This window comes from Collinsella aerofaciens (assembly GCF_039752985.1).
Taxonomy (GTDB): Bacteria; Actinomycetota; Coriobacteriia; order Coriobacteriales; family Coriobacteriaceae; genus Collinsella; species Collinsella aerofaciens_BT.
The window spans coordinates 1-12,880 of the sequence record NZ_JBDMHA010000013.1 but is presented as its reverse complement, the minus strand read 5'-3'; the positions used below and the strand labels follow the sequence as shown (position 1 = coordinate 12,880).

17 protein-coding genes are annotated in these 12,880 nt (G+C 59.8%); 8 read left to right on the top strand and 9 right to left on the bottom strand.

The genetic code is table 11. From position 1 onward, the window contains the following. Positions 1 to 5: 5 nt before the first annotated feature. Complete coding sequence (locus tag ABHR76_RS02920) at positions 6 to 929, top strand: ketopantoate reductase family protein (RefSeq protein ID WP_346976759.1); 924 nt, start codon at positions 6 to 8, stop codon at positions 927 to 929. Between the two features lie 108 nt (positions 930 to 1,037). Here ABHR76_RS02920 and ABHR76_RS02915 read toward each other — a convergent pair whose 3' ends face one another. From ABHR76_RS02915 to ABHR76_RS02905, 3 genes are all read right to left on the bottom strand, one after another. Continuing rightward, positions 1,038 to 1,244: a hypothetical protein gene (locus ABHR76_RS02915; protein WP_346976758.1), complete on the bottom strand. Its 207-nt coding sequence runs from the start codon at positions 1,242 to 1,244 to the stop codon at positions 1,038 to 1,040. A 186-nt stretch (positions 1,245 to 1,430) separates the two neighbouring features. After that, entirely contained in the window at positions 1,431 to 2,207 is a 777-nt protein-coding gene (locus ABHR76_RS02910) for a hypothetical protein (RefSeq protein WP_346976757.1), read from the bottom strand. A 311-nt stretch (positions 2,208 to 2,518) separates the two neighbouring features. After that, entirely contained in the window at positions 2,519 to 3,829 is a 1,311-nt protein-coding gene (locus ABHR76_RS02905) for an O-acetylhomoserine aminocarboxypropyltransferase/cysteine synthase family protein (protein WP_346976756.1), read from the bottom strand. 273 nt (positions 3,830 to 4,102) lie between these two features. Here ABHR76_RS02905 and ABHR76_RS02900 point away from each other — a divergent pair, with 273 nt between their 5' ends. From ABHR76_RS02900 to ABHR76_RS02880, 5 genes are all read left to right on the top strand, one after another. Continuing rightward, entirely contained in the window at positions 4,103 to 5,041 is a 939-nt protein-coding gene (locus ABHR76_RS02900; protein WP_055309743.1) for a LysR family transcriptional regulator, read from the top strand. 12 nt (positions 5,042 to 5,053) lie between these two features. Continuing rightward, positions 5,054 to 5,590 carry a ribonuclease HI gene (rnhA, locus tag ABHR76_RS02895; RefSeq protein ID WP_346976755.1) on the top strand — a complete coding sequence of 179 codons (537 nt, stop codon included), beginning with the start codon at positions 5,054 to 5,056 and terminating at the stop codon, positions 5,588 to 5,590. Between the two features lie 73 nt (positions 5,591 to 5,663). Then, positions 5,664 to 6,770: a Gfo/Idh/MocA family protein gene (locus ABHR76_RS02890; protein WP_346976754.1), complete on the top strand. Its 1,107-nt coding sequence runs from the start codon at positions 5,664 to 5,666 to the stop codon at positions 6,768 to 6,770. Between the two features lie 2 nt (positions 6,771 to 6,772). Next, positions 6,773 to 7,183, top strand: a complete 411-nt coding sequence (locus ABHR76_RS02885) for an acylphosphatase (RefSeq protein ID WP_346976753.1) — start codon at positions 6,773 to 6,775, stop codon at positions 7,181 to 7,183. Between the two features lie 61 nt (positions 7,184 to 7,244). Continuing rightward, positions 7,245 to 7,625, top strand: coding sequence for a Fur family transcriptional regulator (locus ABHR76_RS02880; protein WP_099431458.1), 381 nt, complete (start codon positions 7,245 to 7,247; stop codon positions 7,623 to 7,625). Positions 7,626 to 7,702: 77 nt separating this feature from the next. Here ABHR76_RS02880 and ABHR76_RS02875 read toward each other — a convergent pair whose 3' ends face one another. From ABHR76_RS02875 to ABHR76_RS02865, 3 genes are all read right to left on the bottom strand, one after another. Further along, on the bottom strand, positions 7,703 to 8,500 hold the full coding sequence (locus tag ABHR76_RS02875) for an HAD-IIB family hydrolase (RefSeq protein WP_346976752.1): 798 nt from the start codon (positions 8,498 to 8,500) through the stop codon (positions 7,703 to 7,705). Positions 8,501 to 8,583: 83 nt separating this feature from the next. After that, positions 8,584 to 9,162 (bottom strand): urease accessory protein UreE, encoded by a 579-nt coding sequence (locus ABHR76_RS02870; protein WP_346976751.1) that lies wholly within the window; start codon positions 9,160 to 9,162, stop codon positions 8,584 to 8,586. Positions 9,163 to 9,165: 3 nt separating this feature from the next. Beyond that, positions 9,166 to 9,594: an FKBP-type peptidyl-prolyl cis-trans isomerase gene (locus ABHR76_RS02865; protein WP_055286916.1), complete on the bottom strand. Its 429-nt coding sequence runs from the start codon at positions 9,592 to 9,594 to the stop codon at positions 9,166 to 9,168. Positions 9,595 to 9,714: 120 nt separating this feature from the next. Between ABHR76_RS02865 and ABHR76_RS02860 the strand changes: the two genes are divergently transcribed. Then, on the top strand, positions 9,715 to 10,728 hold the full coding sequence (locus ABHR76_RS02860) for a dipeptidase (protein ID WP_346976750.1): 1,014 nt from the start codon (positions 9,715 to 9,717) through the stop codon (positions 10,726 to 10,728). 74 nt (positions 10,729 to 10,802) lie between these two features. After that, complete coding sequence (locus tag ABHR76_RS02855) at positions 10,803 to 11,579, top strand: M48 family metallopeptidase (protein ID WP_346976749.1); 777 nt, start codon at positions 10,803 to 10,805, stop codon at positions 11,577 to 11,579. 6 nt (positions 11,580 to 11,585) lie between these two features. On the opposite strand, the gene folB is transcribed toward ABHR76_RS02855, so the two are convergent. From folB to ABHR76_RS02840, 3 genes are all read right to left on the bottom strand, one after another. Continuing rightward, positions 11,586 to 12,071 carry a dihydroneopterin aldolase gene (gene folB, locus ABHR76_RS02850; protein WP_118226560.1) on the bottom strand — a complete coding sequence of 162 codons (486 nt, stop codon included), beginning with the start codon at positions 12,069 to 12,071 and terminating at the stop codon, positions 11,586 to 11,588. 43 nt (positions 12,072 to 12,114) lie between these two features. Further along, entirely contained in the window at positions 12,115 to 12,696 is a 582-nt protein-coding gene (locus ABHR76_RS02845) for an HD domain-containing protein (protein WP_195232128.1), read from the bottom strand. A 2-nt stretch (positions 12,697 to 12,698) separates the two neighbouring features. Next, a partial coding sequence (locus tag ABHR76_RS02840) for a GTP cyclohydrolase I (RefSeq protein ID WP_346976748.1) occupies positions 12,699 to 12,880 on the bottom strand: 182 nt, incomplete at its 5' end.

Here is a 12,880-nt window from a genome sequence, read left to right as displayed (position 1 = left end):
GGGAGATGATTCACGTGCAGATCAACAAGGTCGCCTTTATCGGCAAGGGCGGCGTCGGCCTGCTCTACGGCAGCATGATTGCCAAGGCCCTCGGCAATGACGCCGTCGAATACGTTATGGATGACGCCCGTTTTGAGCGTCACGCGGGCGACGCGCTCACCGTCAACGGCAAGCCCTGTGCGCTAAAATCCGTCCGCGTCAGCGAGGCAACGCCCGCCGATCTGGTCATTCTCACGGTCAAGACGACTGGACTCAACCAAGCACTCAAGACTATGGAGCGCGTCGTGGGACCCAACACGCTCATCGCCTCGCTGTGCAACGGCATTACGAGCGAGCAAAAGACTGCCGAGCGCTTTGGCTGGAAGCACACCGTCCTGGGTATCTGCCAGGGCATGGACGCCGTATTCCTCGACGGCGCGCTCACCTTTACCAATGCGGGCGAAATCCGCTTTGGCGCGGCGGCCGGCACCGAGCCCGCAACCGTCACCGCCATCGACGAGCTCTACACGCGCTGCGGCATCGCCCATACCGTCGAGAGCGATATTGCGCACCGCATGTGGGCCAAACTCATGCTCAACGACGGCATCAACCAGACGTGCATGGCCTACAGCGGGACCTACGGAAGCGCCACGGAGCCGGGCTCCGAGCAGCGTCGCTGCTTTGTTTCCGCCATGCGCGAAACGCTTGCGGTCGCCAACGCCGAGGGCATTGAGCTGACTGAGGCAGACCTGACGCAGATGGTGCACCTCATCGAGGGAATCGACCCCGCCGGTATGCCCTCGATGGCACAGGACCGCATCGCACAACGAAAAACCGAAGTCGAGGAGTTCGCGGGCACCATCTGCCGTCTGGCGGCCAAGCACGATATCCAGACACCGCAGAACGAATGGCTCTATCAGCGCATTCGCGATATCGAGGTAAGCTGGTAGCGCCAACGCGCCGCATTCAACAGCCTTAACAGCAAAGCCGCCGCAAGGGAACCTTTCCCCTGCGGCGGCTTTCATCTTCGTCTATGACCGGCGGCAACCTCACAACAGTTAGCGTTGCGACTCAGGCACCTCGTCCTCGCCATCGCGGCAAAGAACTACACCCGCACTTCCCAGCAGCGCAGCCGCGATCAACGCACCGACCACGATAGGGGCAGCCCCACAAGACCCCTGCATACCCGCGACGAGCGCGGCCGTAGGACCAAGGCAACCAAGCGTCAATGCAACGGCGGCAACGGCGATATCTCGAGCGTTCACAAGACCACTTCCTCCACGAGAAAGACTTTGTTTCTCGTGACTTAGTGTGTCCCGCGCCCATATGCGCGGCGTACTGCCACGGTAAGCGCTCTGTTAACTCAAACGCATACATAGAACGGGCGTCCTTACGTTGCCCTAAAGCTCGGTAAAGACGCCCGTCCGCCAAGTATCCGTGATGCAGAAAAATTACCAGCCAGTGTAGTAATCGGTGGTTCCGGCAGCGCAGCCGGAGTCATAGACCTTGCACTCGCCCTTGGACCCGGTAAACGTGGAGCCTTGGGCCTTATCGCCCGCGGCCACGACGTAGTAGCCATCGGAATCGCGCCAAAAGCCCTCGGAATCCTGCGTCCATTCGCCCGTGCGGTGATGGTAGAGTACGTTGCTGCTGTAATAAGTCTCGCGGCGGCCGTTATAGTTATTGACGCCGCTCGAGCGCGTCAGGCCCGAGCCGTTCGCGTAATACGCAGCAGACGCGTAAGACGAGCCGGAGCCGGCGTTGTAATACGATGCCTGAACGGCCTCAGCGGCCTCGGCTTCGGCTGCGGCAGCCTCGAGCGCCTCGCGCTTGGCATCCTCGAGCGTGGAGCGCAGCTCGTCGAGCTCGGTCGACTTGGCGTCGACCTCCCCCATCGTCAACAGGCTACCCGCACCGTCGATGCAGCCCTGCAACACAGCGCGCTCGTCATCGGTAGCATAGTCGCCATACATATTCATAATGATCTGAGCGCGCATCTCCAGGGAATCGCGCTTTGCCCCCATCGAGGCGTTCCACTCTTGCATGGAGCCATAACCGTCACCGCGGTAGTCGACGGGCTGCACCAGCGTCGCCTCGGACGGCGTAGATCCGACCGCATCGGATAGTGTTGCCGCGTGGGCATCAGTTGCGCCGGCGCCCGCCAAAAGTGCCACAGTCAGAGCGGCGGAAAGGGCGGCGGCTTTCGGTTTTCGTGAATCGATCCTCATGTAGCTGGAAACCTCCGTAGTGTGTTTTTGCTGCGTTTGAGCTGCGTGTGATTCGATCGCGCTGCATAGTACCCCGAGCAAATCGCGACCTGCGGTTTTACTCAAAAGGCGCACGTCAATTGCGTAAAACTCACATCCTCTTAACAGGAGTTTTCCACAACTCGAATGCATAAAGCGTGCCAAAAACCCTGTTTTTACACCCTCTCTATGCAAAAAAGCGCCTGTGCAACCATAGTTCACACAGGCGCCTTGAGCAGGCATTTTATGCAGTTATACCTATCGAGTCGCAAGGGGTCCTTGCACAAGTCGCCTTACTCGTCCAGCGCGGCGAAGGCCTGCTTCAGATCCCAAATGATATCCTCGGCGTTCTCGGTACCGATGGAAAGACGGATCGTGGAGGGCGTGATGTTCTGCTCGGCGAGCTCCTCGGCAGAGAGCTGGGAGTGCGTGGTGGTAGCCGGGTGTACGACGAGCGATTTGACGTCGGCCACGTTGGCGAGCAGCGAAAACACCTGCAGATGGTCGATGAACTTCCAAGCTGCCTCCTGGCCACCCTTAATCTCGAAGGTAAAGATCGAGGCACCGCCGTTGGGGAAGTACTTCTGGTACAGCTCATGGTCGGGGTGCTCGGGCAAGCTCGGGTGGTTCACCTTGGCAACATGGCTGTCGCCGGTAAGGAACTCAACGACCTTTTTGGTGTTCTCGACATGGCGGTCGACGCGCAGAGACAGGGTCTCGGTGCCCTGGAGCAGGACCCAGGCGTTGAACGGGCTGATGCAGGCGCCCTCGTCACGCAGCAGGATAGCGCGGACATAGGTTGCGAAGGCGGCGGGACCGGCAGCCTCGGCAAACGAGACACCGTGGTAGGAGGGGTTGGGCTCAGCGATCTGGGCGTACTTTCCGCTCGCCTTCCAATCGAAATTACCACCGTCGACGATCACACCGCCCAGCGAGGTGCCGTGGCCGCCGATGAACTTGGTTGCGGAGTGGACGACGATGTTGGCACCATGCTCCAGCGGACGGAACAGATACGGGGTGCCGAAGGTGTTGTCGACGACAACCGGCAGACCGTGCTTCTTGGCGATCTCGGAGATGGCGTCGATGTTGGGGATGTCGGAGTTGGGGTTGCCGAGCGTCTCGAGATAGATGACCGTGGTGTTGTCCTTGATGGCACCCTCGACCTCTTCCAGGTTATGGGCATCGACAAACGTGGTCTCGACGCCAAACTGGGAGAGCGTATGCTCCAGCAGGTTGTAGGAGCCACCGTAGATGGTCTTCTGAGCCACCACGTGGTCAGCGGCCTGGGCAAGAGCCTGCAGGGTATAGGTGATGGCAGCAGCGCCGGAGGCGACGGCAAGACCTGCCACGCCACCCTCGAGGGCGGCGATACGGTCCTCAAAGACGCCCTGGGTGGAGTTGGTCAGACGGCCGTAGATGTTACCGGCGTCGGCAAGACCAAAGCGGTCGGCGGCGTGCTGGGAGTTGCGGAACACATAGCTCGTGGTCTGGTAGATAGGCACGGCACGGGAGTCGGATGCAGGATCGGCGCTCTCCTGGCCAACGTGAAGCTGCAGGGTGTCGAAACCAAAGGTGTGCTCGGGGTTGTTGATGAACTGGCTCATGATGATCTCCTTGATCGAATATAAGTAATAAGAGTAAGAGAAGTAAGTGGCTGTCTCCTGATCACGCCGACGGGCGCAAACAGGAGCCCGGCATTCGTCTTGGTAAGCAGTTCATATGCGGGCCTCCTTTCGCATCCCGGTTCCGTGGTCGGCTTAATTACCTACCGCCTTTGTGTGTTTTGAATAGTACGAGCATTGTTTCCCTCGGTCAATCACTTAAAAGCGCTAACTTTTTATCGGTTTTATAGATAACACTCGAAAGGACGGGCGCCGATGACCCTCCAGCAGCTTCGCTTTTTGATCGCCGTGGCAGAGTCCGGTTCGATCAACGCCGCAGCCCAGCGCCTCTATACGGCGCAGTCCAATATCTCCAATGCCGTCAAAAGCCTGGAGCAGGAACTTCATATCGAAATCTTTACGCGCTCCAGCCGCGGTGTTGCACTCACCAACGACGGCACCGAGCTTTTGGGTTATGCACGCCAGGTCGTAGAGCAGGCCGACATGCTCGAGGCCCGCTACGAGGACGGCGGCACCCCGCAAGCCCGCCTCGCCATTTCCGCCCAGCACTACGCCTTTTCGGTCGAGGCCTTTGTCAACGTGGTCGAGCGCTGCCGCGATAGCAAGTTCGAGTTCATCATGCGCGAGACCACCACAGCGCAGATCATCGACGACGTGCGCGCGTTTCGCAGCGACATCGGCATCCTCTATCTGGACGACTTTAATACCCGTGTCTTGCAGAAGGCCTTTACCGATGCCCGAGCGAGCTTCCATCCCCTCTTTGACGCGAAGGTCCACGTGTTCGTGAGCGAACGCCACCCGCTCGCCCGTCGCTCGCAGCTGTCCCTTGCCGACCTTACGCCCTATACGCGCTACAGCTTTGAGCAAGGCACCTCGAACTCCTTCTATTACGCCGAGGAGCCGTTTAGCTATATTCCCTGCAACCGCAATATCCGCGTATCCGACCGCGGGACGCTCACCAACCTGCTTATCACCTCGAACGGCTATGCGCTGTCGACCGGCGTACTCTCCAGCGAAATGCAGTGGGGCATGGCCTCGATCCCCTTGGCAGACGCCCCGACGATGCATGTGGGCTACATCATGCATGACGACCGCAAGCCCTCTCCCCTCTTGCAGCAATACCTCGACGAGCTCAACCGCATCATCCATGCCAACCAACTGTCGGAAGACGGGGTAGAAATCGTAAATTGCTAGCCCCCGGCGGGCATGGCGCTACAATGGTCACTCGCACGAAACATACCCAACGAAAGGAACCATGTGAAGGTCATCATCTATACCGACGGCTCGGCCCGATCAAATCCGGGACGCGGCGGTTATGGCGCCGTGCTCAAATACACCAGCCCCGCCGGCAAGACCTTCACCTCCGAGCTTTCGCGCGGTTACGCCAAGACCACCAACAACCGCATGGAGCTCATGGCGGTCATCGTGGCACTCGAGGCGCTCAACCGCCCCTGCGACGTCGAAGTCCATTCCGATTCGCAGTACGTCGTCAACGCCTTCAACAAGCACTGGATTGACGGATGGAAAAAACGCGGCTGGAAGACCGCCAACAAGCAGCCTGTCAAGAACCGCGATTTGTGGGAGCGCCTGCTCACCGCAAAGAGCAAGCACAAGGTTGAGTTCATCTGGGTTAAGGGGCATGCCGGCCACGAGCTCAATGAGCGCTGCGACGAGCTCGCCACCACCGCGGCCGACGGAGCCAACCTCGATATCGACGCCGGCTTTAACGAGAGCGACCTGTAACGGCGTTTTCGCACGCTTTTGTGTCCTCCCGCGCTACACTCATCCTGTAAACCGAACGGCACGAGGGGGATACATGCTGCGTATAGCGACCATCGGCACATCCATGATTACCGACGACTTTATCCAGGTCGTCAACGCCAACGACCAAGCCGCGTTTGTGGGCACGCTCTCGCGCGATGCAAATCGCGGCGCCGCCTTCACCGCTAAGCACGGCGGCGAGCGTAACTTCACCGCACTTGACGAGCTTGCGTCTGCCGACGACGTCGACGCCGTCTACATCGGCAGCCCTAACGCACTTCACTACGAGCAGGCCCTTGCCTGCATCGCTGGTGGCAAGCACGTCATCGTCGAGAAGCCCTTCTGCGCCACCGAGGCGCAGGCGCTGGAAGTCTTCCGCGCTGCCGAGGCAGCGGGCGTCGTAGCCCTCGAGGCCATGCGCCCGCTCCATGACCCCGCTTTCCACGCCATCGAGGACGCCCTGGGCGAGATTGCGCCCATCCGCCGCGCCTCATTGCGCTTTGGCAAGTATTCCTCGCGCTACAACGAGATTCTCGCGGGACGCGCCACCAATATCTTCGACTGCAATATGGCATCGGGTTCCCTCATGGATATTGGCGTCTACACCGTCGAGCCCATGGTCGAGATTTTCGGCATGCCCTCCGGCCTTACGAGCATGGCTACTCTGCTCGACCCCACCACGCGACAGCTCACGCACGGCCCCATCGACGGCTGCGGTTCCGTCCTCGCCAGCTACGGCGGTGGCCGTATCTCCGTCGAGCTCGCGCACTCCAAAATTACGAATGACCTACTGCCCTCGCAGATCGAAGGCGAGCGTGGCACTATCCAGATCGACCATCTGTCCACGCCCCGCAACGTCCGCATCGACTATCGCGGCGACGTCGTACGCGGCTCGGCGACCGAGGCGCCGCGCGAACAGGGCGATAACGGCCGCGTGCTCGACCTGCCCAAATCGAGCAACACCATGGAATACGAACTCACAGACTTCATCACCGCCATCGGCGGCATCGATAACGTCAAGGAAGAGATTTGGGAGACCCCGGCGGGACGCCACGAGCTTGGCCACTACCGCGATGTCACGCTCGTCTCACTGCGCATCATGGATGCCGTGCGCCAGCAGGCCGGCATAACCTTCCCGGCCGACGCAGGCAAGCAGGCATAGCGATGGGCTTCTTCGATACGTTCTTCTCCAGCGTCACCAGCGGCAGTCGAGAGCCTCAAAAACCGTCAAACGTCGAGCTCGAGCTGCGCCGCAGGCTTACTGTGCTCGCAAGCGACGAGGCCACTCAAGACGCCCCGCAGCGCTATTTCCTGCGGTGGGAGGGGCAGGTCCAGGGCGTCGGTTTCCGCTTCACCAACACCAACCTCGCACAGGCGCGCTCCCTCACCGGCTGGGTGCGTAACATGGAAGACGGCTCAGTCGAGATGGAGATACAGGGAGCTCCGGCAAACATCCTATCTCATCTCGAGACGCTTCATGCCTCCTACGAGCGCATGGGAACGCGTTTTCGCCTCGTAGACGCCCAGGCCCGAGCCCCACTTGCTAATGAAGACGGTTTCACTCCTCATTATTAGTATTGTGTGCTAAATACGGTATCATTTACCTACGACCGTTGATAGAAAAGAGGCGAGGCGCATGGCGGTGCAAAGAAGGAATACCAAGCAGCGAAAGCTGGTTCTTGACGCCGTGCGCCAAAGCTATAACCATCCCACCGCCGACGAAATCTACAACGTCGTGCGCGCGCAGGATGACAAAATCAGCCGCGGTACGGTCTACCGCAATCTCAATCTCTTGGCCGACGCCGGCGAGATTCTCTCCATCAAGACACCGGGCGGCAGTCGCTTCGATCGCACCATCGAGCCGCACGCGCATATTATCTGCACCTCGTGCAGCCGCGTCATCGACGTACCGCTCCCCTTCGATGCCCAGCTCGACGCCAAAGCGTCCGAGCAAATCGGCTGGCACGTCACGTCGCACTACACCATCTTCGAGGGTCTCTGCCCCGACTGCCGATAGATGTTTGGGACATGCCTTAAAATCCACCTTTCCGCACTCTGCAGCAAAAAGTAGATTTCTAGACATGTCCCAAATGTCTACTCAGCAAGTAGACGACGCAGCTCTTCTTCGACCGTGCGCACGTAGCGGACGCGGTCGTTGATGCCACGCATAGAGGGATTGCAGCTCTCCATCAGATAGGGATGGCCCACGACGTTAAGCATGTCGCGATCGTTCTCATTGTCGCCAAACGCCATCATCTCATCGGGCGAAATACCCAGGGCACGACCGTAATCGGCAAGCGCGGAGCCCTTGCCCGAACCGAAACCGATAAAGTCCGTCCATTCGGTTCCCGACGTCATCACGTCGACACGGTCGCTGAAGAGGCGCTCAAAATGCTCCAGCGCCGCCGGCTGATCCACCTCGGGCGTCTGGAAGGCAATCTTAATGACGTCCTCGTCGATGTCCTCGGGACGGTCGACCACCGCCACATCGCAGTGGACCTCATAGCGCAAATGGTCGACGAACGCATCGTTGCCGCTCATGGTGTAGAGGTGCCCCTCACACGAAAGGGTCACGTCGGCATGGGGATACGCAACCACGGCATTCGCGATATCCATAGCAAGGCTACGCTCCATGGAACGCTTGACGACGGCACGCCCCTCGCTCATCACCAGGGCTCCGTTTTCGCATACATAGGCGAGCTCATCGGCCACCGGGGCAAACAGGTAGCGCAAGCTCGCATATTGACGGCCGCTCGCCGGCATAAACACGATACCGCGACGATGTAGCTCATCGATAAGCTCAAAGGCCTCGGAACGCGGCTCGCGCTCCCCCGGATGCAGCAACGTGCCGTCCAAATCGCATGCAATCAGCTTGATTCCCTCAAGACCCATATGCTTTCCCCCAAAGCACCTCATCAACAGTAAGACGGACTTTGAATAGCTGCCTCTCAAAGTCCGTCTTACTCATACGCACGTTAACCGCGCGCCTTCTTTACGATGGTAAAGTCCGGAGCCATGCTAACGACGACCTCCGCCGCACTCGACGCAAAGCGCCGGTCCGTATCGAGTTCACGGGTAACCACCGAGAGGCGAACGCCCTCGATACCCCGGAGCATGCGGCCCAAAACAGGCTGCACCGGCGTATACATGCGCACGGTATGCTCGTCCGAGTCGCCCCGGAAGAGCGGCGCATGCATGTTGCCGATCTCCCAGCACGCATGCGCGAGCGCAATCGGATCCATGCGGTCGACTTCGACCAAATAAACCTCGGCGCTGCGCAGGCGCACGACAACCGCCACGGGCACAACGCCCGAACGGTCAATGGCGAGCACGTCGCCGTCGGCAAGACGACCACCGTCGGTAGCATCCGGCCGAACATCGATCGTGCGCCCCAGCTCCGTCACGCCCGCAAACGCGCATACATCAGCCTGGTCCCAATCGAGCAGTAGCTCATCGACCTCAAAGACACCGCCCAGCTCCCGGCGAAGCAGGAGTTCATAGGACGGATCGTTGAGATTTCCCAAACATGTCGTCGAAACCAAGCGTTCAGGCATACTCTAACCCTCGACCTCGACGAGCTCGATATCAAAGTTGAGGTCCTTGCCGGCCAGCTCGTGGTTGGCGTCGAGCGTCACGGCCTCGGGCGTCACGTCAATGACGACGGCGGGGACAGGCATGCCACTCGGCGTGGACAGGAAGAGCTTCATGCCCTTCTCGATCTGCTCGATGTTGGGAACCTGCTCGGCCGGGAAGGTAATAACCATCTCAGGATTGTGCTCGCCGTAGGCATCGGCAGCCGGGATGTGCACGGTCTTCTTCTCGCCCACCTGCATGTCGACAACAGCGGCGTCGAAGCCCTTGATCATCTGACCGGCGCCGCAGGTGAACTCCAGCGGCTCGCCGCGATCGTAGGAGCTATCGAACTGCGTGCCGTCGTCGAGCGTGCCGCGATAATGGGTCTTGACCTTCTTGCCCTGGTTGGACATGGTAACCTCCGTGATAAGGGCGGCGCACAACGCAGGCCGCCGTGAACATATGGCGCTAACTATACCCTAGTCATACAATTCAATGACAGTTTGCAAAGAAACGCTGCAACCGGAGGAACCATGGCATATCCCGTATTTGACCTACACTGCGACACCGCCGACCGAATCGGCTGGGCCACGCTCGATCTCGATCTGCGCTTTACCGCCGGCACCGACGGTTATTTCCCCGGCGACGAAACGCATCCGCAAGATTTCGACCTCATCGAGGGCAACGCCTGCGCCATCTCGCTCGCAAAGATCGGCAACACGCCGTGGGCACAGTGCTTCGCCACGTTTGTCCCCGACGAGATTCCCACCGCCCACGCCGCGCGCTTCCAGGCGCAAATCATGGCGCATATGAGCGGCCAGGCAATGCTCAACCACGACCGCATGGTCAACGTACGCAGCGCCGCAGACATTCGCCCCGCGCTCAAGGACGGTAAGGTCGCTTGCATCCACACCATCGAAAACGCCACGTTCTTTGCCGAGGACCCCGCACTGATCGAGGTGCTCAAGAGCTTGGGCGTGCTTATGTCGTCACTCAGTTGGAACGCGCAGGGACCGCTCGCGAGCGGACACGATACCCACGCCGGCCTCACCGCCGCCGGCATCGAGGCACTTACGCAGATGGAGCACGCCGGAATGGTACTCGACGTCTCCCACCTCAACGATGAGTGCTTTGACGAGGTTGTCGCCCACGCCACGCGCCCCTTCGTCGCCAGCCACTCCAACTCCCGTGCGGTTTGCGGCGTCAAGCGCAACCTCACCGACGACCAGTTCCGCACCATTCGCGACATGGGCGGCATCGTCGGCCTCAACTACTGCAGCGAGTTCCTATCCAACGACGCAACCGACAAGACCGCCGCAGACGTCACCTTCGACCAGCTGGCGGCACATATCGAGCACTGGCTCGACCTGGGCGGCGAGGACGTCATCGCGCTCGGCGGCGACTGGGACGGTGCCACGGTGCCCGCTTTCCTCTCCGATGCCAGCATGATGCCCGAGTTCCAGAACATGCTTTCCAAGCATTTTGGCAAGACCGTGATGCAGAAGCTCTGTAGCGACAACGCGCTTGCCTTCTTTGAGCGTTATTAATTTCACATCCCTTGAGCGGGCCGGCATGCCGAACGGTCGACATGCCGGCCCGTCCCCAATCTGAAGGACCGCTTTTGACGCAGCAATTTACGATTTCCATATCCCGACCGGATGGGACGCCCATCTCCGTCGTCGTTACCAAAAAGCGCGTCAAAAACTTCAACCTACGCGTCACATCAAGCGGTGAGGTCCACGCCAGCGCACCGCTCGGCGCCAGCCGCGAGCGCATCGAGGCATTTGTGAAGCGCAACAGCACCTGGATTGTCAGCCGACTTGCCAAGCGCGAGCAACATCAGGCGACGGCGCGAGAGCCGCTCAGCACCTCGTCCGTCATTGCACTTTGGGGCAAGCCCATCACGGTACAGGATGCACTCGATCACAACTTTGCATCACCCGCGCCGCGGCCCAAGCAGGCCACCTTCGCAAGCTTTATGGGTACCGACGAATCGGACGAAGGCCCACAGGCCAAGCGGCGCGTAATCCTCGACGGCCTAACGTCCGACGAGCTCCAAGCCCACATCAGCCAGCTTTATACGACCGAGGTCACCGCAGCGCTACGCGACATCGTGCACGCATACGAAATCACAATGAGTGTCGCCGTTTCCCGCGTCTCCGTGCGCAGCATGAAAACGCGCTGGGGATCATGCACGCCCAAGACCGGAGCCATTCGCATCGCACGCGAACTTGCCGCTTATCCCATCGAGTGTCTCGACATGGTTGTCGCCCACGAGCTCGTCCACTTGCTCGAGCCAAGCCACAATCAGCGGTTTCACGCCCTGCTCGACAGGTACTGCCCCAACAATAGAGCGCTGTCGCAGCGGCTCAAGCAGCCACCCATAGAGACGTATTAGAACCGGTTAGCGCACGCGCTCGATCTCGACGCCGCAGCTTGCCAGGGGAAGACCGACGGGCGCCCAAGGCTTATCGAGCTTAACACGCACGCCAAGCAGCAAGGGGTAACGACGCAGCAGCATCTGGGCCACACCCTCGGCTGCCGCCTCGATGAGTTTAAACGTATGCTCGCGCAGATAGCCATCGACATCGTGGCACACCGAGCCGTAGTCAATCGAAGCGTCCAGGTTATCGTGCTCCCCCGCTGCACGCAGGTCGGCATAGAGCACCAAGGACACGATGAACTTCTGGCCCAGCGCGTTCTCTTCGGGATACACGCCGTGGTTGGCAAAGACCTCGAGACCGTCGATAGTAATACGGTCGGCATGGCGCAGATCGTCATAGCTCACGTGGGGAACCGCCGTTGCGGTGGATATTTCGCCCCTTCCACGGCGGGCGAGCTCGGCGCCTTCAGTCTTGGTTGCATTCTCGGGCAGTTTCTTGTTGCTCATCGCGATCGTCTCCTTCGTTTAGAACCCCGACCGCGCAAACTAACTACACGCGAATCGACAGGTTCTTTTTATCATCGCTCCAGTTGCAAGCATTGCGCGCGGGGCATGCAAAGCAGGCGCGCGACGCTTTGTCGGCTGCATAGAGCAAACGCTCAAGCGGTTGGCTGTTCACGCGCAGCTTTCGATGGCCCAGAATGGCCGTCTTAATGGCTGCGGCATCGGCCGGCTCAAACGCCACGTCATCAGGCATGCCGCCGAGAATTGCATCAGCGACGCGTTCGCTTGCAACATCATGGGATATACCCGATTCATACTGTTCATCTTTGCCGATATCGTGAAGAAGTGCCGTGGCGTAGATGACCTCGCGGTCAAACTCGAGATCTTCCTCGAGATTCTTAATCCACATAATGCGAGCGACATCGAGCAGATGGTCGATACCGTGGCGGCAGAAGATGCGCCCCGATTCCAGCTGAGCAATGTTGCCCAGGTGGCGCCGGAACAGGCCGTTGGCACAGATATAATCGATACGAGGCATGACGCCAAAAGGCGCCAGGCCCGAAGCCATAAAACCGCGACGCGGCGTTCCCTCGTCAGTATTCGATGTAAAGTCGTTGACGACTCTCATAGTTAGCGTCCCAGCATCCTAAAGAAACGCTCTTCGAGCGCGGGGTCGGTCTCAAAGACGCCGCGGCGAGCGAGCGTCACGGTCTTGGTGCCGGGCTTTTGCACGCCGCGCATGGTCATGCACATATGCTCAGCTTCCATGAGCACAATCGCTCCCTGGGGAGCGAGATAATCCATGAGGGCGT